The 19,327-nt window shown below is 68.5% G+C and carries 21 protein-coding genes and 1 tRNA gene; 13 read left to right on the plus strand and 9 right to left on the minus strand.

Annotation, left to right across the window (positions count from 1 at the left end):
- Positions 1–69 precede the first annotated feature (69 nt).
- Positions 70–156: transfer RNA gene (locus tag KEG57_RS18110), tRNA-Ser, on the minus strand.
- Positions 157–785: 629 nt separating this feature from the next.
- Here KEG57_RS18110 and KEG57_RS18115 point away from each other — a divergent pair.
- Both KEG57_RS18115 and KEG57_RS18120 read left to right on the plus strand, forming a co-directional pair.
- Positions 786–1,040: a pentapeptide repeat-containing protein gene (locus KEG57_RS18115; protein ID WP_272421464.1), complete on the plus strand. Its 255-nt coding sequence runs from the start codon at positions 786–788 to the stop codon at positions 1,038–1,040.
- The gene (locus tag KEG57_RS18120; RefSeq protein WP_272421465.1) at positions 1,037–2,479 is read left to right on the plus strand and encodes a hypothetical protein; all 1,443 of its coding nucleotides are present in this window, start codon (positions 1,037–1,039) and stop codon (positions 2,477–2,479) included. Before KEG57_RS18115 ends, KEG57_RS18120 begins: the two co-directional genes overlap by 4 nt.
- 17 nt (positions 2,480–2,496) lie before the next feature.
- Here the strand turns inward: KEG57_RS18120 and KEG57_RS18125 are convergent, their stop codons facing one another.
- From KEG57_RS18125 to rpe, 3 genes are read right to left on the minus strand one after another with little or no spacing between them, the layout of a single operon-like run.
- Positions 2,497–3,438, minus strand: a complete 942-nt coding sequence (locus tag KEG57_RS18125; RefSeq protein ID WP_272421466.1) for a PLP-dependent cysteine synthase family protein — start codon at positions 3,436–3,438, stop codon at positions 2,497–2,499.
- Complete coding sequence (locus tag KEG57_RS18130) at positions 3,435–4,808, minus strand: hypothetical protein (RefSeq protein WP_272421467.1); 1,374 nt, start codon at positions 4,806–4,808, stop codon at positions 3,435–3,437. Before KEG57_RS18130 ends, KEG57_RS18125 begins: the two co-directional genes overlap by 4 nt.
- The gene (gene rpe / locus KEG57_RS18135) at positions 4,805–5,530 is read right to left on the minus strand and encodes a ribulose-phosphate 3-epimerase (protein ID WP_272421468.1); all 726 of its coding nucleotides are present in this window, start codon (positions 5,528–5,530) and stop codon (positions 4,805–4,807) included. The genes KEG57_RS18130 and rpe overlap by 4 nt, the downstream gene beginning before the upstream one ends.
- 92 nt (positions 5,531–5,622) lie before the next feature.
- Here rpe and KEG57_RS18140 point away from each other — a divergent pair, with 92 nt between their 5' ends.
- The 3 genes from KEG57_RS18140 (at position 5,623) to KEG57_RS18150 (ending at position 7,540) form a co-directional block, all read left to right on the plus strand.
- Complete coding sequence (locus KEG57_RS18140; protein ID WP_272421469.1) at positions 5,623–6,072, plus strand: GNAT family N-acetyltransferase; 450 nt, start codon at positions 5,623–5,625, stop codon at positions 6,070–6,072.
- A 68-nt stretch (positions 6,073–6,140) separates the two neighbouring features.
- Complete coding sequence (locus KEG57_RS18145; RefSeq protein ID WP_272421470.1) at positions 6,141–7,043, plus strand: hypothetical protein; 903 nt, start codon at positions 6,141–6,143, stop codon at positions 7,041–7,043.
- Positions 7,034–7,540 carry a cyclic nucleotide-binding domain-containing protein gene (locus KEG57_RS18150; protein WP_272421471.1) on the plus strand — a complete coding sequence of 169 codons (507 nt, stop codon included), beginning with the start codon at positions 7,034–7,036 and terminating at the stop codon, positions 7,538–7,540. Before KEG57_RS18145 ends, KEG57_RS18150 begins: the two co-directional genes overlap by 10 nt.
- A gap of 85 nt (positions 7,541–7,625) precedes the next feature.
- Here the strand turns inward: KEG57_RS18150 and KEG57_RS18155 are convergent, their stop codons facing one another.
- Positions 7,626–8,063 carry a hypothetical protein gene (locus KEG57_RS18155; protein WP_272421472.1) on the minus strand — a complete coding sequence of 146 codons (438 nt, stop codon included), beginning with the start codon at positions 8,061–8,063 and terminating at the stop codon, positions 7,626–7,628.
- A 173-nt stretch (positions 8,064–8,236) separates the two neighbouring features.
- On the opposite strand from KEG57_RS18155, the gene KEG57_RS18160 reads away from it, so the two are divergent.
- Genes KEG57_RS18160 through KEG57_RS18170 form a run of 3 tightly spaced genes read left to right on the plus strand, consistent with a single transcriptional unit; the run spans position 8,237 to position 11,041 of the window.
- Complete coding sequence (locus KEG57_RS18160) at positions 8,237–8,929, plus strand: YggS family pyridoxal phosphate-dependent enzyme (RefSeq protein WP_272421473.1); 693 nt, start codon at positions 8,237–8,239, stop codon at positions 8,927–8,929.
- Between the two features lie 38 nt (positions 8,930–8,967).
- Positions 8,968–9,492 (plus strand): TlpA family protein disulfide reductase, encoded by a 525-nt coding sequence (locus KEG57_RS18165; RefSeq protein WP_272421474.1) that lies wholly within the window; start codon positions 8,968–8,970, stop codon positions 9,490–9,492.
- Between the two features lies 1 nt (position 9,493).
- Positions 9,494–11,041, plus strand: a complete 1,548-nt coding sequence (locus KEG57_RS18170) for a replication-associated recombination protein A (RefSeq protein WP_272421475.1) — start codon at positions 9,494–9,496, stop codon at positions 11,039–11,041.
- Here the strand turns inward: KEG57_RS18170 and KEG57_RS18175 are convergent.
- Both KEG57_RS18175 and hpt read right to left on the minus strand, forming a co-directional pair.
- Positions 11,011–11,325 carry a tetratricopeptide repeat protein gene (locus KEG57_RS18175; RefSeq protein ID WP_272421476.1) on the minus strand — a complete coding sequence of 105 codons (315 nt, stop codon included), beginning with the start codon at positions 11,323–11,325 and terminating at the stop codon, positions 11,011–11,013. The two genes, KEG57_RS18170 and KEG57_RS18175, sit on opposite strands and share 31 nt — an antisense overlap.
- A complete protein-coding gene (gene hpt / locus KEG57_RS18180) occupies positions 11,322–11,849 on the minus strand; it encodes a hypoxanthine phosphoribosyltransferase (RefSeq protein WP_272421477.1) in 528 nt (175 codons plus the stop codon). Before hpt ends, KEG57_RS18175 begins: the two co-directional genes overlap by 4 nt.
- Before the next feature lie 95 nt (positions 11,850–11,944).
- Between hpt and KEG57_RS18185 the strand changes: the two genes are divergently transcribed.
- The 4 genes from KEG57_RS18185 (at position 11,945) to KEG57_RS18200 (ending at position 16,614) form a co-directional block, all read left to right on the plus strand.
- Positions 11,945–12,535 carry a Uma2 family endonuclease gene (locus KEG57_RS18185; RefSeq protein ID WP_272421478.1) on the plus strand — a complete coding sequence of 197 codons (591 nt, stop codon included), beginning with the start codon at positions 11,945–11,947 and terminating at the stop codon, positions 12,533–12,535.
- A 412-nt stretch (positions 12,536–12,947) separates the two neighbouring features.
- Positions 12,948–15,215 carry an FG-GAP repeat domain-containing protein gene (locus KEG57_RS18190; RefSeq protein WP_272458666.1) on the plus strand — a complete coding sequence of 756 codons (2,268 nt, stop codon included), beginning with the start codon at positions 12,948–12,950 and terminating at the stop codon, positions 15,213–15,215.
- 110 nt (positions 15,216–15,325) lie between these two features.
- Positions 15,326–16,180, plus strand: coding sequence for a hypothetical protein (locus tag KEG57_RS18195; protein ID WP_272421480.1), 855 nt, complete (start codon positions 15,326–15,328; stop codon positions 16,178–16,180).
- Complete coding sequence (locus KEG57_RS18200; protein WP_272421481.1) at positions 16,180–16,614, plus strand: acyl-CoA thioesterase; 435 nt, start codon at positions 16,180–16,182, stop codon at positions 16,612–16,614. The genes KEG57_RS18195 and KEG57_RS18200 overlap by 1 nt, the downstream gene beginning before the upstream one ends.
- On the opposite strand, the gene KEG57_RS18205 is transcribed toward KEG57_RS18200, so the two are convergent.
- Positions 16,611–17,939, minus strand: a complete 1,329-nt coding sequence (locus KEG57_RS18205; RefSeq protein ID WP_272421482.1) for a hypothetical protein — start codon at positions 17,937–17,939, stop codon at positions 16,611–16,613. The two genes, KEG57_RS18200 and KEG57_RS18205, sit on opposite strands and share 4 nt — an antisense overlap.
- Positions 17,936–18,655, minus strand: coding sequence for an HAD family hydrolase (locus KEG57_RS18210; RefSeq protein ID WP_272458667.1), 720 nt, complete (start codon positions 18,653–18,655; stop codon positions 17,936–17,938). Before KEG57_RS18210 ends, KEG57_RS18205 begins: the two co-directional genes overlap by 4 nt.
- 255 nt (positions 18,656–18,910) lie before the next feature.
- On the opposite strand from KEG57_RS18210, the gene KEG57_RS18215 reads away from it, so the two are divergent.
- On the plus strand, positions 18,911–19,306 hold the full coding sequence (locus KEG57_RS18215; protein WP_272421484.1) for a hypothetical protein: 396 nt from the start codon (positions 18,911–18,913) through the stop codon (positions 19,304–19,306).
- Positions 19,307–19,327 lie beyond the last annotated feature (21 nt).

Raw genomic sequence — 19,327 nt, forward strand, 5'->3', positions numbered from 1 at the left:
GAGTGAATGGGGCTCGGTGGCTGCTCGAGGGCTCACCGGGCCCAGGATCGAAATCCTCAGGGATTTCAGCGGAGGAGAAGGGATTCGAACCCCTGGTACCCTTCCGGGTACGGCGGTTTTCAAAACCGCTGCCTTCGACCACTCGGCCACTCCTCCAAATACGTATATCGACTGCGTTTTCTGCCACCTCCCTCGGCGTTTGTCAACGTCGCTGCCGAGGTCGACCTCCCGCGGGCATGCCGGCGACGCTTCTTGGCATGCGGAACGTCTAGCTCTGCGGGCTCGCCAGGGGGTGGCGCGACGGGCTCGACGGGCTCGACGGGCCCTTCCTGCTGCCTGGAACGGCCGGCCTGGTACGCCTGCACCTCCATGTCGTCCGGAAGCGGGCGCTCGCCGATCCTTTCTTCACGGGACGAGATTTCAAGGATCCCACCGGAGTCTCCCTCTCCGGATCGGTCAGGTCGAGGTCCTCCCCGACCTGGCTGCGCACCTCGGTGAGGCAGAACTACCACGAGCCCATCGCGCTTGCACCAGCGAAGGCCCAGGCGCATCCGGCTCGGCGGTGGAGGCGCGTGGACAGCCCGCTCTGTCCTCCGGCGCCTCCGGGCCGCAATTCGTGAAAAACGCTGCGCAGATTTTTCAACGGCACCGGGGGCCATCCGGAATGGTCGCCGGTGCGCGCACCTTTATGGCCTCTGCGATTTGCTCGCGAAGTTCGTCGGCGAAGGGGCTTGACGCCAAGATCATTTTCTACCCATGAATCGGCCCCACGGGAGGGCCACGCCATGAGCGAACCATTCACAAGGGCACCGCCGGAGCTCACCGCGCAGCTCGTGCAAAGTAATTTCACCCGGGTCAAAATGGAAGAGGCGGAGCTCCGGAGCGCGTCAGGCCCGCGCGCGGTCTTCGTGAAAACCACGCTCGACCGGGCCCGATTCGACGGCGTGCGTCTCCCGGACGCCGACGTCCGCCGGGCCCATTGCATCGAGGCCGTGTTTGCGGACGCGGAACGACTACCGCTGCGAAACGAGGCAAGATGAGCACCGATCCCCTGCACACGCGCACCCGCTGGCGATTCCTGCTACCGGGGCTTGTTTCCGTAGCGCTCGTGGCGAGCTGCAATGGCGACGAGGAGCCCACCGTTCGAGATGATCCGGGCAACCCGACACACGCGGGCGGCAACGGCGGCGCCGAAGGAAATGGCAACGGCGGCACTGCGGCCTCGGGCGGGACCGGCGGGACCGGCGGCGCCCCCGAATGCATGGCGAATCTCGACTGCGACGACAGCAATGCGTGCACGGTGGACGAATGCGACGGCGGCACCTGCACGCGCGAACCGGTGAACATCGACGATGACGACGCTTGCACCGCGGACTCCTGCGAGCCGACGATCGGCCCGAACCACGTTCCGATTGGCACGGACGACGGCGACGCCTGCACGATCGACGCCTGCCATCCATTGACCGGTATCAGTCACACGCCGGTCGACATCAACGATGGCGACGCCTGCACGATCGACGCCTGCGATCCGGCTTCCGGCGTCATGCACATGGAGGTGGACGTCGACGACGACAATGTGTGCACCGTGGATTTCTGCGATCCGGCCTCCGGCGTCGAACACACGCCGATCGACATCGATGACGGCAATGCCTGCACGACCGATTCCTGCAATCCGGCCTCCGGGGTCAGCCACGCGGCGGTCGAGATCGATGATGGCAATGCTTGCACGACCGATTCCTGCAATCCGGCGACCGGTGTCCTTCACGTCCCGGTGAACGTCGAGGACGGGAATGCGTGCACGAACGACGCGTGTGATCCGATGACTGGCGTCATGCACACGCAGATCCCCTGCAACGACGGCAATGCCTGCACGAGTGACACATGTAACCCTGCCACGGGCTGCGTGTTCACCCCCGTCGTGTACTTCCGCGAGGTGTTTACCGACAACAGCAAGGGCTGGGTACTCGGACCCAACTGGCAGATCGGGCCGGCGATCTCGAATCCGACGATTCCACCGCCGCCAATCGTGAACCCGGATCCGACGACCGATCATACCCCCACCGCGGACAACGGGTTGGCAGGCGTGCTCATCGGTGGGAACCTCGCCGGCGTCGTCCAGGGTCCGTATGTCATGACGAGCCCCGCCATCGACATGAGCGGGGCCTCCGGCGCCGTGACCCTCGAATTCTGGCGCTACCTCAACAGCGATTCTCCGCCGTACATGAATTCGACGATCGAGGTCTTCAACGGCAGCACGTGGGTCCAGATCTACGGCGTACCCGCGAACGGGGCGGAACCCAAGGCAAGGGACGCGGTGTGGACGAGATTCCAGTACGACATCTCTGCACAGGCCGCCGGCAATGGTCAGTTCCGCGTCCGCTGGGGGTATCAGGTGATGTCGCAGGGCGCGCTGACGTGCTCGAGCTGGAACATCGACGACATCCGCATCCTGCCCGGCGCGCCAGGCGTCTGTCCGTAGCCGCCGCGCTCGCTAGGCTAGCGGAGCCATTCGCGGGTGAAATAACGATCCCAGCTATCGGCCAGGATCGCGACCACCGGGCCCTGGAGGTCGCCGCTCGCCGCCACGCGGAGCGCCGCGACCACGGCGGCGCCCGAGGAGCCGCCCACGAAGAGACCTTCCTCGCGGATCAATCGACGCGTCATGAGAAATGCGTCCTCGTCGCTGACGGTGATCGCCTCGTCGACGACCGTGCGGTCGAGCAATTCCGGCGGCCGGCTCGCGCCGATGCCCTCCATGCGGTAGGGCCCGTCGGGGCCGATTTCGCCGGTCTCCACCCAATGCGCCAACACCGAGCCGCGCGGGTCGGCGAGGACGATTCGTACACCCGGGGCGAGGCGCTTCAAATACCGGCCGACGCCCGTGATCGTGCCACCCGTGCCCGCGCCGGCCACGAATGCGCCGATCTTGCGGCCCATCGAAACCAGGATCTCGGGGCCCGTGGTCTCCTCGTGCGCCCGGATGTTCGCCGGGTTCCGGAACTGGTCGGTCAAGAACCAGCCCTCCGTCTTCGCGAGGCGCTCGGCCACGTTGCGGAAATTGTCGGGGCTATCCGGGGGATCGTTCGGTGTGATGTGGAGGCGCGCCCCGAGCGAGGAGAGCGCGGCGCGTTTGTCGACGCTCATTTTCTCGGGCATCACGCAGACGAGCTCGTAGCCGCGGACCGCCGCCATGAGCGCGAGGCCCATGCCCGTATTGCCGGCCGTGGCCTCGACGAGGGTCGCGCCGGGCTTGAGCTGGCCGCGCTTTTCGGCGTCCTCCACGATGGCCCGCGCGATGCGGTCCTTGATGCTGCCGCCGGGATTCAGGTGCTCGCATTTGACGTACACCGGCACGGGAAGGCCCTTGCCGATACGCTTGAGCGGCACGATGGGGGTATGGCCAATCTCGTCGAGGATCGTCCGCGTCTTCGTCGTCATCGTCCCGCGCGGGCCCTGCCCGCCTCGCCATTCGGTGGTGCGGCCTGCCAAACCTCCCCCAGCCAAGTGACCGCATCGGCGCATTGCCCCCGCGTCCGCGGTCGTCCCCCATCCCTCTCGTAAGGTCCCGCGACGAACGCGATATCCCGACCCCGCGCCTCCCAGACGACAGGGCCGAGCGTATCCCGCTCCCGGCAACCTTTCCCATACTTGCGCGCGAAAAGCTCCGCGACCTCGGCCACGTCCGCCGCCGTATCCATGCGGAGCCGGAACGCCACGACGAAGAGCCGCTTTGCGCCCTCCTCGCGCGCCGCCACCATGAATCGATCCCCGCCCCACCCCGCCGCGCCATCCCGCGCCTGCGCGCGGCTCCCGACGTCCTCCAGCAGAATCCGGAGCCCCTGCTCGCCCACCACGTCGTCGATGAGCACCCGATACCCTTGCCGCGCGAGCGCGCCGAGCACCGGCGGCGCGACGACCTCGGCCGGCTCGCGCGCGAGGAATTTGTCGACGTGTAGCAATTGCTCCGTCGTCTCGGGCATCGCTCGCCAGGCCTCGTCGACCGCGGGCCAATCGCCGCGGCGGCGCAATGCCTGGATGAATGCGAAGCCGTCGGTGTAGGGCGAGATCAGCGAGGAGGTGATGGCGCGCGGGGTCTTCTGGCCGATGTCGGACATCGCGGTCGACGCGACGAATGCGAATCGCACCTGCTCTTCGGTCATCTGGAAGGCCGAGCCGAGCGTGACGTCGAGCATCGCGCTCGTGGCGTCGCCCTCGATGACCGAATGCACGGCCGAGAGGCGATCGCTCGCGCCCGGCGCGTATTCGACCATCGGCGCGAGCGGGAACGTCTGATCGGCGAGGGCGTGGGCGAGCTCGTGCGCGAGCGTCTCCTCGGCCTCCGCTTCGCCGAGGTCGTCGGCGAGGTACATCGCGCCGTCTTCCGGATCGTAAAAACCCGCGATGCGCCCGCCGAGCAGAGCCAAGGCGCCGGCGACGAAGTCGTACTCCGCAGGGACCACGTCGAGCGCGGCGAGAAACTCGCCCTGCGCGACGAGCGCGTCCTTCGGCGTGTCCTCTTCGACCGTCTCGCGGATGCGGCGGAGCATCGTGTCGCGATCGAGGACCTTGCCCGGCACGGTCCGCTTGATCGGTAGGCCGCGCGCACGCGCGACGCGCTGGAGCATCCTCTGCACCGCCGCCGTGCTCTCGGCGTCGGGCGGGGACTCGTCGTCCAGGTTGATCTCCCTGGGCTGGGCAGGGGCCGGATGGCTGGATCGTTCCGGCGCGGGAGCGCGCGAGGGCGGCGAGGAGGGGCCACAGCCGGAGACGAGCGCGAGGGCGACGGCCCCGAGCCAGGCTCGCTTCACGGCACAGCCCCCACGCCCGCAGCCGCGTCCTCGCGCAACGCGCGGATGGCCTTGGCGTAACGAGCGACGCGCTCGTCGAAGGAGAGGTCCCCCGCGCCCGACGCCGCGTTGAACACGGCCGAGCCTGCCACGAGCACACGCGCGCCGGCGCGGACGACCTCGCGCGCGGTGCCGACCGCGACGCCGCCGTCGATCTCGAGGTCGACGGCGAGGCCCTGCGCGTCGATCGTGCGCCGGAGCGCGTCGAGCTTGGGCAAGGCGCTCGGGATGAAGCGCTGGCCGCCGAAGCCCGGGTTCACGCTCATCACGAGCACGAAGTCGCAGTCGGCGAGCACGTAGCGGATCGACTCCTCCGACGTGTGCGGGTTCAAGACGATGCCGGCCCTCTTCCCGAGGGCGCGGATTTGCTGGAGGGTGCGGTGCAGGTGGGGCGATGCTTCCACGTGCACGCTGATGAGGTCGGCGCCGGCCTTCGCGAAATCCGCGACGTAGCGCTCGGGCTCGACGATCATGAGGTGCACGTCGATCGGCAACTTCGTCGCGGCGCGGACCGCTTGCACGACGAGCGGGCCGATCGTGATGTTCGGCACGAAGCGCCCGTCCATGACATCGACGTGGATCCAGTCGGCGCCCGCGGCCTCGACGGCGCGGACCTCCTCGGCGAGGCGACCGAAATCTGCGGAAAGTATCGAGGGGGCGATGCGGATTGCGTCGCGACTCACGGGGCTACGGCTAGCATGTTTTTGCAGTGGGGTCCCTAGCCCAAGAGCGGCTACCCTGGGGCAGCCCGAGCCGGGCTCACGCAGGAGGCGCCGTGGAGCTGACGACGAGACCTCTCAAGAAGTCCGACTACGACGAGATCGTACGCGTGATCGACCGCTGGTGGGGCGGCCCCACGAGCGCGCTCGCGCACCCGATCTTCTTCTACGAGCTCGGAAAGCTCGCGCGGGTCGTGGAGCACGACGAGCAGCTCGTGGGCTTCCTGTTCGGGTTCATCGCGCCCGAAGGGCCGGTCGGTTACGTGCACATCGTCGGCATCCATCCCGACTACCGCCGCCGCGGCGTCGCGCGTCTGCTCTACACCGCGTTCGAAGCCGACTGCGACGCGGCCGGTTGTCGCCTGATGAAGGCGATCACCACGCTCGGCAACGAGGGCTCGGTGCGCTTCCACGACGCCCTCGGCTGGTCGAGGGCCGAGGTCGAGGACTACGCGGGCCCGGGACGTCAACGGATCGTGTTCACGAAGGAGCTCGCCGCTCGTTGATGCTTTCGCCCCTTGGGCGTAAGGTTTCTCTCGCATCTTCCTCCTGCTCCCGTTCGCGCGAGGTGACGATGAGAACAAGCTTGGTCGTGGCGATAGGGCTCGTTTCGCTCGTGGGATCAGTGATCGGCGCCTGCGCGAAAGGCAGCTCGGGTACGGGCAGCGGCGGCGAGGGCGGCGAGGGCGGCGAGTGGAGCGGGCCGGGGCCCGCGTCGAACAGCTCGTCGTCCGCGAGCGGCATGGGCGGCATGGGCGGCATGGGCGGCGGCGCGGTGAGCTCGTCGGGGAGCGGCGCGGGTTCGTCCTCGTCGTCGTCGTCGTCCGCGAGCGGATCCGGCGGCGGCGGCGCGTGTGGCGAGACGCCCTGCAAGCTCGTGTCGCCGCAGTGCGGGTGTGCAGCCGGCGAGATGTGCACGATCGACGGCACGGACGTGCGTGCGTGTGTGCCCGCGGGCAGCGTGCCGATCGGCGGGCTCTGCGACATCGACAACGACTGCGCGGCCGGCGGCATCTGCCTCGCGACGACGCCGACGATCAGCACGTGCGGCGAGTTCTGCTCGACCGACGCGCAGTGCACGGCGCCGGGCGGCCTCTGCGTGGTGAAGCTCAACAACGGCAGCGGCGGCCAGGTCGCGGGCGTCACGCTCTGCTCGGAGAACTGCAACGCCACGACGAACGTCGGCTGCGCGGCGGGCACGGGCTGCACGTTCGGACGCGAGGCGGCGGGGCAGATGCGGCTCTACACGACGTGCCGCGAGGCGGGCAGCGGCACGCAGAACTCCGCGTGCACGGACGACACCGATTGCGCGGCGACGTACGGGTGCTTCAACACGGGCAGCGTGAGCGAGTGCTTGAAGTACTGCAACGTGAACGCAGCGAGCTGTCCCTCGGGCGCGACCTGTACGCCGATCACGATCGGCAACGACCAGGTAGAAGTGATCATCGGCAACGTGACGTACGGCGCATGTCTGTAAAACTCGGCTTCCAGGGTAGCGAGCGGCTGCGGGAGATCGGCCTGTTCGGCGGGCTCGGCGACGAGGTCTTGCAAGACCTGTCGGGCTCGCTCGATCTGATCGAGCTCCCGCCCGGCTCGGTGGTGTTCCGCGAGGGCGACAGCGGTCGCGAGATGTTCGTCTTGCTGGACGGCGAGATGGAGGTCTTGAAGCAGTCGAAGCGCAAGCACGAGACGCGCGTGGCCGTGCTCGGCCCGGGCGATTGGTTCGGCGAGATGTCGATCCTCGACGTGCTGCCGCGCTCGGCGACGGTGCGCGCCGTGGCGCCCTCGAGGCTCTTGCGGATCACCGCGCACGACCTCGACTCGCTCTACCGGCGCGACCTGCGCGCCTACTCGCTGCTCGTGCTGAACATCGCGCGCGAGATGTCCAGACGCCTGCGCGTCTGCGACAACCTGCTCGCCGAGCTCGTCGCCAACGTGATCGACGAGTACACCCGGCCAAACCGGAACGGCTAGCCACGCCTCGACGCACCTCACCCCCGCACGTCTCCCTCTCTTGCAACGGAGAGGGGACGGGGGTGAGGGCGTCTATCCGCCTCGTCTACTTGCCGCGCGCGCCGCCTGCGCCGCCTGCGCCGCCTGCGCCGCCACCGCCGCCGGCACCACCTTCGCCGCCAGCACCACCTTCGCCGCCTGCGCCACCGGCACCACCGGCGCCGCCCTCTCCGCCTGCGCCGCCTGCGCCGCCTGCGCCGCCACTGCCGCTGGAGCTGGAGCTATTCGCGCCGCCCGCTCCACCGGAGCCGCCTTCGCCACCCGACCCGGTGGGACCGCCGTCCCCCTCGTAACCGCCGCCCGAGCCACCCACGCCGCCCGCGGACCCGGATGCGCCGCCGCCCCCACCGTTGCCCGCCCCGTCGGACGCGCCCGCGCCCGCGCTGCCTGTCTCGGTGGCTCCAGGCGGATCGGGTTGCGGGTTGAAGGAACACGCCGCGACGGCGAGGTTCGTGACGACGAAGAGGACGAAGAGCTTTCGCATGGCTGAGGACGCTGTGCCGCAACCATCATGCCATGACGTCCAACGTCGTTTCCACTGAGGAAACGGGCGCATGTGCGGCACAGCTTGGCACGTCTCCGGACGCCCGGATCGCGCTCACCGTTGGCACAGGTGCAGCGCTCGCGAGGGGCGCGCGGCGCGGTATCGTGAGGCCCGTGAACGAGCAAGAGTGCACGATCCCCGCGCGCCTGGCCGCTGTGCGCGCGCGCATCGACGAAGCTGCGATCCGAGCCGGGCGGAGCCCGGGCTCGGTGCGGCTCGTCGCGGTGTCGAAGACCAAGCCGGTCGAGGCGATCCGCGCCGCGTACGACGCAGGTCAACGCGACTTCGGCGAGAACTACGTGCAAGAGCTGGCCCAGAAAGCCGCAGCGCTCGCGGACCTGCCGGAGCTCAGGCTGCACTTCATCGGCGCGCTCCAGCGCAACAAGGCGAAACAAGCCGCGAGCGTGGCCGCCGTCATCCACACGGTGGACCGTGAAGAGCTCGCGACAGAGCTCGACAAGCGCGCCGGCGCGCTCGGGCGCAAGCTCGACGTGCTGCTCGAGGTGAACGTCGGCGGCGAGGCGTCGAAGGCCGGATGCGCGCCCGAGGCTGTTCCTCTGCTCCTCGAAGCGGCGCGGCGTGCCGAGCATCTGCGCGTCGTCGGGCTCATGGCGATCCCGCCCTACCTCGACGATCCCGAGGCCGTCCGCCCGTACTTCGCGCGCCTGCGCGCGCTGCGCGACACGCTCGAAGCGCCCGCGCTCTTGCCCGAGCTCTCGATGGGCATGTCCCACGATTTCCACGTGGCGATCGAGGAGGGCGCGACGATCGTCCGCGTCGGTTCGGCCATCTTCGGCGCCCGATAGCCTTCGCAGACGAGCCGGCCTAGAGTTCGATTATCCCCATGCGTGGTCCTCTCCGTTCCATCGCTCCCACGCCGAGCGTGCTCGCTTGCGCCGGGGCGATCGGCCTCTTCGGTTGCGCGCCGGCCATGCCCGCGTCGATGGGCCATCCGCTGCTCGGCTCGACGTCGCCGCCGTTTCACGAGACCGCGATCGACGACCGCTCGGTCGATGTGCCGGGCACGCTCCGCACGCACGTGACCGTGATCGACTTCTGGGCGTCGTGGTGCGGCTCGTGTCAGCAGACGATGCCCGCGCTCGAACGGCTCTATCAGGATCGACGCGCCGAGGGGCTCGTGGTCGTGGGCGTGAGCGTGGACGACAGCGCGGACGAAGCCGCGCGCGGGGCCGAGGCGTTCGGCGTGTCGTTCCCGATCGTGCACGATACCGGACACGGGCTTCAGGACGCGTTCGGCGTGTCGGAGGTGCCGACGACGTTCGTGGTCGATCGGTCGGGGACGGTGCGCTTCGTGGGGCGTGATCCGTCGAGCATTCAGCGCGCGGTGGTCGCGCTCCTGGACCGGTGACATGACGGCCCGGCGAAGTCCTCGCGGCGGCGACAAGGACGCGGGCCCGACGCTGTTCGAGGCCGCGCTGAAGCGTGACCCGAAACTCGCGGAGCTCGTGCCGCTCGCCGAGCGGATGCGACCACGCGCGCTCTCGGACCTCGTCGGGCAAGAGCATCTCGTCGGCGAGGGCAAGCTGCTCGCGCATGCGATCGCGGCGGATCGGGTGCCGTCGATGATCCTGTGGGGGCCGCCTGGATCGGGCAAGACGACGCTCGCGCGGATCGTGGCGGAGTCGACGCGGGCGCGGTTTGTCCCGTTCAACGCGGTGCTCGGCGGTGTGCCGGAGCTCAGGCAAGTGATGGCCGCGGCGAAAGAGGCACGCGCGTACGAGGGGAAGCGGACCATCCTGTTCGTCGACGAAATCCACCGGTTCAACCGCGCGCAGCAGGACGCGTTCTTGCCGCACGTGGAGGACGGGACGATCACGCTGATCGGCGCGACCACGGAAAACCCTTCGTTCGCGGTGAACGCGCCGCTCTTGTCGCGGTGTCGCGTGTTCCGTTTGAACCTGCTCGACGAGAAGGGGATCACGGAGCTTCTCCGACGCGCGCTCGCATCGCAGGAGGGGCTCGCGGGGTCGGTGGGCGCGGACGAGGAGGCGATCGAGGCGATCGCGAAGCTCGCGAGCGGCGATGCGCGCAGAGCGCTGACGACGCTGGAGATCGCGTCCGACGAGGCGAAGCGCGAGGGCCGCGCGCGCGTCACGCGCGAGGACGTCGTGCAGACGAGCGGGCAGAAGACGCTGCTCTACGACAAGGCGGGGGAAGAGCACTACAACGTCATCAGCGCGTTCATCAAATCGATGCGCGGATCGGATCCGGACGCGGCGATCTACTGGCTGATGCGCATGCTCGAGGCGGGCGACGATCCGCTGTTTCTCTTGCGGCGCATGATGATCTTCGCGAGCGAGGACGTGGGCAACGCGGACCCTCGCGCGCTCGACGTGGCCGTCGCGGCGGACGCGGCGTTCCAGCGGGTGGGGATGCCCGAGGGGATCTACTTCCTCTCGCAGGCGGCGCTCTACCTCGCGTGCGCGCCCAAATCGAACGCGTGCAACATGGCGTGGAAGGCGGCGCAGGAGGTCGTGCGCGAGAGAGGCAGCCTGCCCGTGCCGATGAAGCTACGCAACGCGGTGACAGGCCTCATGAAGCGCGAGGGATACGGGACGGGATATCGCTACGCGCACGACGAGAAGGGCGGCGTCGCGTGGGGCGAGACGTACCTGCCGGACGAGATCGCAGGGACGCACTTCTACGAGCCGACGGAGCGCGGCTACGAGAAGGTGATCGCCGAGCGCGTGCGATGGATACGCGCGCAGCAATCTCGTCACGACGAAGAAGAAAACACCCCCGAGGGCGAGGCCTCCCCTCCCCTCTCCCGAGAGGGGGGTTTGGGGGCGCAGCTCGGCTCGTCCGAGCGGAGCCCCCAAGCGTCGAATGAGGGGTCGGGGGTGAGGGAGTCGTCCGATCCGAAGGCTCAGTCGTCGAGCGCCGACAAAGCCGACTGAAGCTCCGAAAGCGCGTGTGAATCGCCCTTCCCGCGCGCCCGCGTGACGCCCTCTTCGAGCCACTCGCGCCCCGCATCCACGCGCCCTGCCTTCACGAGCATCTGCCCGCACATGAGGTACTGCGGCACGTAGTTCGGATCCATGTCGCGGAGCTGTGTGTAGGTGCGAAGCGCGTCGTCGATCCGATCCGCTCCCGCGTACTCCATCGCGAGCGCGTACCACGCGAAGGGATCCTTCGATCCCTTCTGGATCATGCTCTCCAGGACCGCGAGGCGCTTGCTCATGACCCCGACTCCACGAGACCGATGAACGGCAAGTTGCGGTAACGCTCGGCCCAGTCGAGCCCGTAGCCCACGACGAACTTGTCTTCGATCGTGAAGCCCAGGTAGTCGATCGGCACCTGGATGCGCGTGCGCGCGGGCTTGTGCAGGAGCGCGCAGACCTTCACGCTCGCGGGCTTGCGCGTGCGGAGCAGGTCGAGCAGGTGCGCGATCGTCAGGCCCGTGTCGACGATGTCCTCGACGATGAGGACGTCGTCGCCCTCGACGGGCTTGGTGAGGTCGTGGGTGATTTGCACGACGCCCGAGGACTTGGTGCCCTCGCCGTAGCTGCGCACGCCGAGGAACTCGACGCGCATCGGCAGATCGATGTGGCGCGCGAGGTCGGAGGTGAAGACGAAGCTGCCCTTGAGGACGCAGACGAGGACGAGGTTGCGCCCCGCGTAGTCGCGCGTGATCTCGGCGCCGAGCTCGCGCACACGCTGCGCGATGCTGTCGGCGTCGATCATCGTGGAGACGTTGGTGGCCATCAGGAGCGCGAGCTAGCACCGGCGGCGCGGGGCGCCTAGGTGGACGTGAAGCGAGCGCGCTCCCGGTGGATCCGACGGCGCGTTATGCTGCCTGCATGGCGCCTCAGCCGACCGAGGATGAGCGGGTGATCCTGAACGGGATGACGTGGCAGGACTACGAGAGGCTGCTCGCCGACCGTGGGGATCAAGCTGGCGCGCGCATGGCGTTTCTCGACGGGACGATCGAGCTGATGCGTTCGTCCTTCCACCATGAAGGGGTCAAGAAGACGCTCTGCCGGCTCGTTGAGGCCTACGCGGATGAACGAGGGCTCGATCTCAACGGATACGGCTCCTGGACGCTGAAGAACGCGCTCGTCGGGCGAGGGCTGGAGCCGGACGCGTGTTACGCGCTCGGCGTGCCGGGTGGCGACCTCCCACAACTGGCCATCGAGGTCGTGTGGACGAGCGGAGGCCTGAACAAGCTCGACATTTACCGGAGCCTCGGCGTGGGCGAGGTGTGGATCTGGGAGCGAGGTGCGGGCTTCTCGGTTCACGTCCTCAGGGACGGTCGGTACGAGAAGGCGACGAGGAGTGCTCTCCTGCCGGAGCTCGACCTGGCACTGCTCCAGAGCTTCGTTGAATCGCCGAACCAGAGCCAAGCCGTGCGGGCGTTCCGGGAAGCGCTGCGAGGGTCGACGGGCGGGTGACCACGGGTCCCGGCCGGGTGACCACAGGTCCCGGCCGGGTGACCATGCGTCCTGGCGAGGTGACCATGGGTCCCGGCCGGGTGACCATGCGTCCCGGCCGGGTGACCATGCGTCCTGGCGAGGTGACCACGGCTCTCGGCCGGGTGACGGTGGGTCCTCGCGCGGCCGACACGCATGGGCTCGGCTGTCAACGCAAATGTGCGTAACGGCGGCGCGGGGTCGAGTTGCCTCGTTGGGCAAGCCTGCGTCTCGCAACACGAATCCGACGTACACTTGTCTTGCTCGTTCCGTCCGGGTCGTGTAGTTCGCCATGTCCATGACCGTAAGGAACTTCTCTATGTGGACTGGCTTCACGATGGCCCGACCTGCCCGCGCTCGCTGGAGCGCACCTCTGCTCCTGGCGAGCATGCTCATGGGCGTTGCATGCGCCCCAGCACCCGAATCCGAGGGCGCCGCCCCGACCGACGACGCTGTCGCGGAAGCGCAACAGGCTTTTTCGTTCGTCGGCGTCGAGCGGATCATCCCGCTCCGGTTCGTGCAGCTCGTGCCCTCCGGCTCGACGGAGAACCTGACCTACGACGAAATTCTCAACATGGTGGAGCGGGCGAACCGCACGTGGCGGCCGGCGGGCGTCCAGTTCACGATCCGGTCCAGCTCGTCGTTCACGGTCACGAAGCTGCTCAAACCGGCGACCGACTACGCCCCGGGGAGTGGCCCGAACGACAACCCGCCCGAGTGGGTCGAATACACATGGGCCGAGGTTCGTGATGAGCTCCAGCAGATCTACCCCAACCTGAGCTCGACGACGTTCAGCGACAGCACACTGAAGAACGCGAGATCCTGGCTCACGGCAGCCGCGGCGCTCGTAGGGGATCCCACGAACTATGTCGTGTTCATCACGACCGACAGTAGCAGTTCGGGGACCTTTCCGTGGGCGGGCCCTGCCGTGCACTTCCAGCAGAAAACCACAAGCAGCGGAGAGGTGGTCGCCTTCCCCCACGAGATCGGCCATACCCTCGGCCTCCTGCATTCAGACGAAGTCGGGGCCTCGGGGGCGACCGATCCGGAGAACCCCTCCCAGGACGTCCCCCGATGGAAGTACTGGGATCTCACGTACCTGCCGGGCAGCACGTTTTTTTCCACTCCGCATACGTTGTTCCACAGCCGTGCGGACGCCCAGAACCACGCAGCGTTCGCGACCTTGCAGCCCATCTACAAACTTACGAACTGCGACTGGGACTCGTCGGGCAACGTGGGCTGCGACCTCGGCGATGCGGATGGCGACGACACGGTGATGAACCCGCCGGGGTTCTACTTCCAAGGCGATTCGTCCACCCTGGGCTACAACATCATGAACGGGCCGACACCAACCGGCGCATTGTACAAGGTGCCGAGCGATTCGCAGGTCGAGCTCGTGCGGGAGTACCTGCGCTTCGACATCCCGGTCTCGCCGGACTACTGGACGAACCTCACCGCCGGCATGACCGGGACGCCACCGGCGCTCCGCGGAAACCGGCCGTACCTCGGCCTGGCCCAGCCGCGGGATACGACCTACCGCCTGGACTTCGACAACGACGGGCGCCGCGACCTCGCCGTGTGGGACCCGCCGGCGGCGGGCTCCACCGGCAACGGCACGTTCAAGATCTGGCTCTCGAACACCCCGACCGTCGTCCAGACCGTCCCGTTCGGGCTCCACGGTGATATCCCCGTTCCTGCGGACTACGACAACGATGGAATCACCGACCTCGCCATGTTCCGCCCCGGGGTGAGCTGGTCTAACAACCTGGCGGAATGGCACATCTGCACCGGGACGAATTGCGGCACCGGCTTTGTGAGGAGCGTCCAGTTCGGGTCGCGCTCGGACATCCCGATGCCGGGCCACAACCTGGTCGACAATGCCGGCGCGGATCTGCTCGTCTGGGACCGCAACGGCCGAAAGTTCCACTGGCGGTCGCTCGCGGGCACGACGCCGCCGGACGAACAGGAGATGGGGCTCGGGGTCCGGCTCGTGCCGATCGTGGCCAAGCTGAGCAACGCGTCCACGCCGGATCTGGCCGTGTACGACATGGAATCGGCGGTGCTGACGTGGTTCGACGCTCACGATACGACTCCGGTGAAGCGCCAGCAGACGCTGTCCTCCGACTTCATCCCCGCGGCCACGGGGACACCCACGCAGCGGGCCGCGGTGGTGCCGCTCGTCGGGATGAAGCTCGCGTCCGGGCAGGACCGGCTCGCCTTCTTTCTGCCGGGAGAAGGTCGCTGGACGCTGCTCACGCCCGATACCCCCGCGACGAACGGCGCGGTGACCTCGTTCACGCCCAACACGTGCCAGTTCGGAATGCAGGTGACGGACCTCCCGGTGCCTGGCATCGACATGAGCGACGACGGCGAGTCCGACTTGCTGATCTGGCGAACGATTGGCAATGACGGGGAGCTCCATTGGAGGACGAGCGGGTGCGGCGCCGACGACTGGTGGGGGTACTCGACACCCGAGCGATCGCGCGTGCACACGGTCCCCGTGGCAGACATGTCGTCGCCGCCGGATGGCAAGCCGGACCTGATGGTGCTGGAGCCGGACGACGGCGGGAACGTGATCCGGGTCCTCGACTCGAACACCGGGTTCACGACGTGGATCCCCGGACTCCCGACGCTCGCCACGGCGCGCTCCGTAATGCTCTGATCCCACGGGCCGGGGCGGCGGCGCTCGAAGGCGCCGCCCCCCGAACCCGCCCGCCGCCCTGACGCACTCTTTACACCCCACCCCCTCCCTCGTACCCTGGAGAACCGCCGATGTCCGAACACACCCTCGCCAGCCTGGCCAGCGCGCTCGGGGCGCCCGATCCCGCGCTCCTCGATGCATTGCTCGACGGCACCACCGAGGCGCAGCTCGTCGCCAAGGGGAAACACATCGCCTCATCGCGCGTCCTCACCGACGTGCGGCGGCTTTATGCGCTCGCGTATTCGTTCTGGGAATCGGCCACGGTCGCGCAGAAAGAGACGCTCCGGGGTTTTTCGGCGGAATTGCTCTCGGTCGCCGTGCATCAGGCGATCGCGCTCGATGCCATGCTCATCGAGCACGAGGAGCGGGGAGATTCGCGGGGGGCTTCTCGCGCGACGCGCGACGCGGCGCTCCGGGAGGCCTTCGAGAAGGCGCTGACGCTGCGGGATCAGGCGCATTCCATCCTGCTCAAGGTCGCAGGCAATGCCGCGGCCGCCGAGGAAGAGGTGAATCAGGCCGTGGGGACGGCGGAGGATCCGGCGGCCCTCGCGCGGGGGCTCGGCGCCCTCATCGCCCTCGCGAAGAAGTATGTCGACGAGCCGGCCGGGCCCGTGAAGATCCGCGCGGAGATCCTGCGATTGGATCACGATTACATCGCGAAGATCGAGGCCGCCGCCGACACACTCGCGACCACGGCCCGGGCCGCCTCGGCGCGGCCCGCGGGAGAGAAGGTGACGCAAGGGTCGCTCGATCGCGCCGATGGCGTGAATCTGATGCTGCTCACGCACATCATCAGCGCCTTCGAGAATGCCCACGAGCAGGACCCGACCATTCCACGCCTCGTGCCGATCTCGACCCGCCGGATGTTCGAGCGGAAGGTGAAAAAGAAGAGCTCCGACGAGGGCTCGGCGGGCGCAATTTCGTGATGGTCACCGGAAAAGAGCCGCTCCCCGAGCACCTGACGAGCCGCATGACCCTGACCGTCCGCTTTTGCGAGACGGACCTCATGGGCATCGTGCATCACGCGAACTACCTGACCTACTTCGAGGCCGGCCGCGTCGACTGGCTCCACCGGCGCGGGGTCTCCTACGAAAAGTGGGTCGAGATGGGCATCCACCTCCCCGTCGTCGAGGCAAAGCTCCGCTACCGGAAAGCCGCGCGCTTCGACGAGACGCTCGTCGTGGAGACCACGTGCGCCGAAGTGACGCGTGTGACCGTGCGCTTCAGCTATCGCATCCTGCGCGGCGCGGACGTGCTCTGCGAAGGCGAGACGCTGCTCGCGTGCGTGGGCAACGAGCTCACGCCGAAGCGTTTGCCGGTGGAGATCGCTGCAGTGTTTCGGAGCCCCGAGACGCTTTAGTTCGAGGTTCCACCCGCATCCGGCGCTCCCGCATCGGGGACCTCGCCGAACGTGAAACGCGCCGGGATGTCGAGCGTGCTCGCCGGGCCGATGCGGTCGCCGAGGAACGTGCGCCACTGGATCACGTAGCGGCCGCGCAACGTGCCGATCACGTAGCGCTGGTCGTTCGGCGGGACCGCGACGACGGGCACGCCGTCGACGAGCACGTACGCGAGCATGTCGGACGCGTTCACCGCGACGAACCCTTCGCCCGGCGCGAGCGGATCCGTGGGCGGCGGGAGCTGGAGCGCCGACGAACGGAACGCCGTGACTTCTTCGCGCGTGAGGAAGACGCCGCCAGGCGAAGCCGGAAGGCCGCTCGGCTGGTACGTCGAGCCAGGCGGAGGCACGAGCGTGTCGTTCGTCGGGATGTCGGTGCGGCGCGTGATCGTGGTGATCTCGAAGTCGATGCCGCCGCCGTCCTGCCACGTGTACGCAGCCGCGAGCGGGACCTCGCCGCCCTGACAAACCGACGTGCGCGGATCGACGCCGACGATCTCCACGAGCGCGCGGCAGAGCAGCGCTCCGCCCTCGCCGATCTCCGCGGACTTGCCGAGCTCGAGCCGCACCGAGCCGAGGCTCGACGTGATCTCCACCTTGCGCGTCGGGAGCTGCAGCCGTTTGCCCTCGCCGACCGAACGCACGACGCCGGGCGAGAGGGGCGTGACGTCGACGCGCCGCTCGCCGAGCACGGTGCGGAGCGCGCCGGGCGGGACGACGCGGTAGTCAGTCGCGTCGGGCCAGAGGGCGATGTGGCCGTAGCGATCGGTGCGCGCGCGGATCTCCGAGCGCTGCGGCAGCGGCATCGCGCGCGAGGCGAACTCGATGCGCATGCGGCCCGTGTCGGTGAGGTCGATCTTCCACTTCGGCGCGGTGAGCGCCAAGGCCGCCTTGATGCCGTCCTGCGAGATTTCGGGGCCGCGGGGCGGGGGCGGGACGTTGCGCGGGCGGAAGATGGCTTCGAGCGTGGCGCCCGCGAGGTCCTTCATGGCCGGCGCCTCCGCGGGGATCGCCTCGTCGCCACGAAGAACCCCCGGCGGCGGCGTGCCCGCGTCCGGGATGATCAGGCGGCCCGAGGGGTCGGCCATGAGGCCGATGGGCCCGCCATCGGGAACGCCGGCGTCGTGCGGCGCCTCTTCCGCCTCGGTGGCGAGGGGCGCGGGCAGGATGCTCGCGTTGGGGCTTGCGGCGTCGGTCGTCGACGTCGAGGAAGAGGACGTGCCGGGCGGCGCCTCGCACGCGGCGAGGGCCGGGAGGAGCAGGGCGAGCGCGACAGCGGATTTCATGGTTCGAGCTCGAAGGAGTGGATCACGTGGGCGCGTGGATCGAGCGGCGGCGGATCGGGGGCGTACTGGGTGTCCACGAAGACCGTCGTGCACGCGGGGTGAATCTCCAGGAACAGGTTACAGTTCGCCGGCTCGTTGTCGAAGACGGCGATGACCTCGCCGAGCCGCAAAAGTGCCGGCGCGACCTCGCGCTTGAAGACGCTGTCGGGCGTCTCGAAGGCGGGCTTCGTGACGAGCTCGGTGCCGACGACGCCGATCGGAAAGCCGAGATCACGGAGGCTCGCGAAGGATCCGAGCGCCATGTTCGGCAGATCGCGGCCCGTCAGGTACACGATGGTCGCGCCGCCGTCGTAACAAGCGCGCACGAAGTCCCGGGCGCCGGACATCTCGATGTCGTGGCGGATGTGCGGGTCGTAGAAGAAGCGCTCGCGCCAGAAGCGGAAGCCTTCTTCGTGGAGCGTCGGCTCGCTCACGCCGAGGCGTCGCAGCGTATCGACGAGGCCGTAGACCACGTCGTTGATGCCGGCGGCGGCGAGGGCGGCGGCCTCGGTCGGATGCCGCGTCCGCCAGAGCTCGGCGAGCTCGTGCAGGATCGCGACGACCCGCGGCCGGTTGTCCATGATCGTGCCATCGAGGTCGAAGACGACGACGCCCGCCCCGCGGGAGCGATCGCGCGACCGCTCCAGGACCTCGCGGAGAAGCCGCTTACGTTCCACCTCGCCGAGCCTTCGATGCGTGAAATGTGCTCCCACCGGACGGTAGCCTTGGCCCAGGTCGAGGCCCCTTGTCCAGCCGAAGGTGGCGGACCCTGACGAACGGGTACGTAGGGGGCACACCTTCACGTCGGCACATTGTCGCCTGATCTCCTACATTTGTTGGCCCCAGGATCCAGGCTCCCTTAACGTTCTGCCCAGCCGGCGGACGTGGCACGCGAGTGGAGATCGCGGCCTCGGTTCGTCGGTTGGAGGCCCATGCGTTTTTCCAAGAAGACGGCCCTCGCGCTGACGGCCGTCGCCCTGTTCGCGTCGGGTTGCGGCAAGACGCCGAAGGACCGGCTCCAGGGGCGATGGCTCGGAGAATCGATCGAAAACGTGCCGGAGCCGCACCTCGCCAAGGCCATGGGCTGGGTGAAAGGCACGGCGTTCGAGTTCACCGGGAGCAAGGTGACAGTCACGATCCCGGCCGAATCGCCGCGCACCGGCTCGTTCCGGGTGACGGAGGCGAGCGGCGACCGCGTGCTCCTGAGCTTCCTGCGCGACGAGGGCGGCCGCGACGAGGCGGAGGTGCAGTTCGTCGGCGAAGGGCAGCTCCGGTGGAAGATCGGGGACGGTCGGGAGATCGTGCTCGTGAAGTCCGTGCAGAACTGAGGCGGGCCTCTCGGCCGTTCG

It is taken from the genome of Polyangium jinanense (assembly GCF_028435365.1).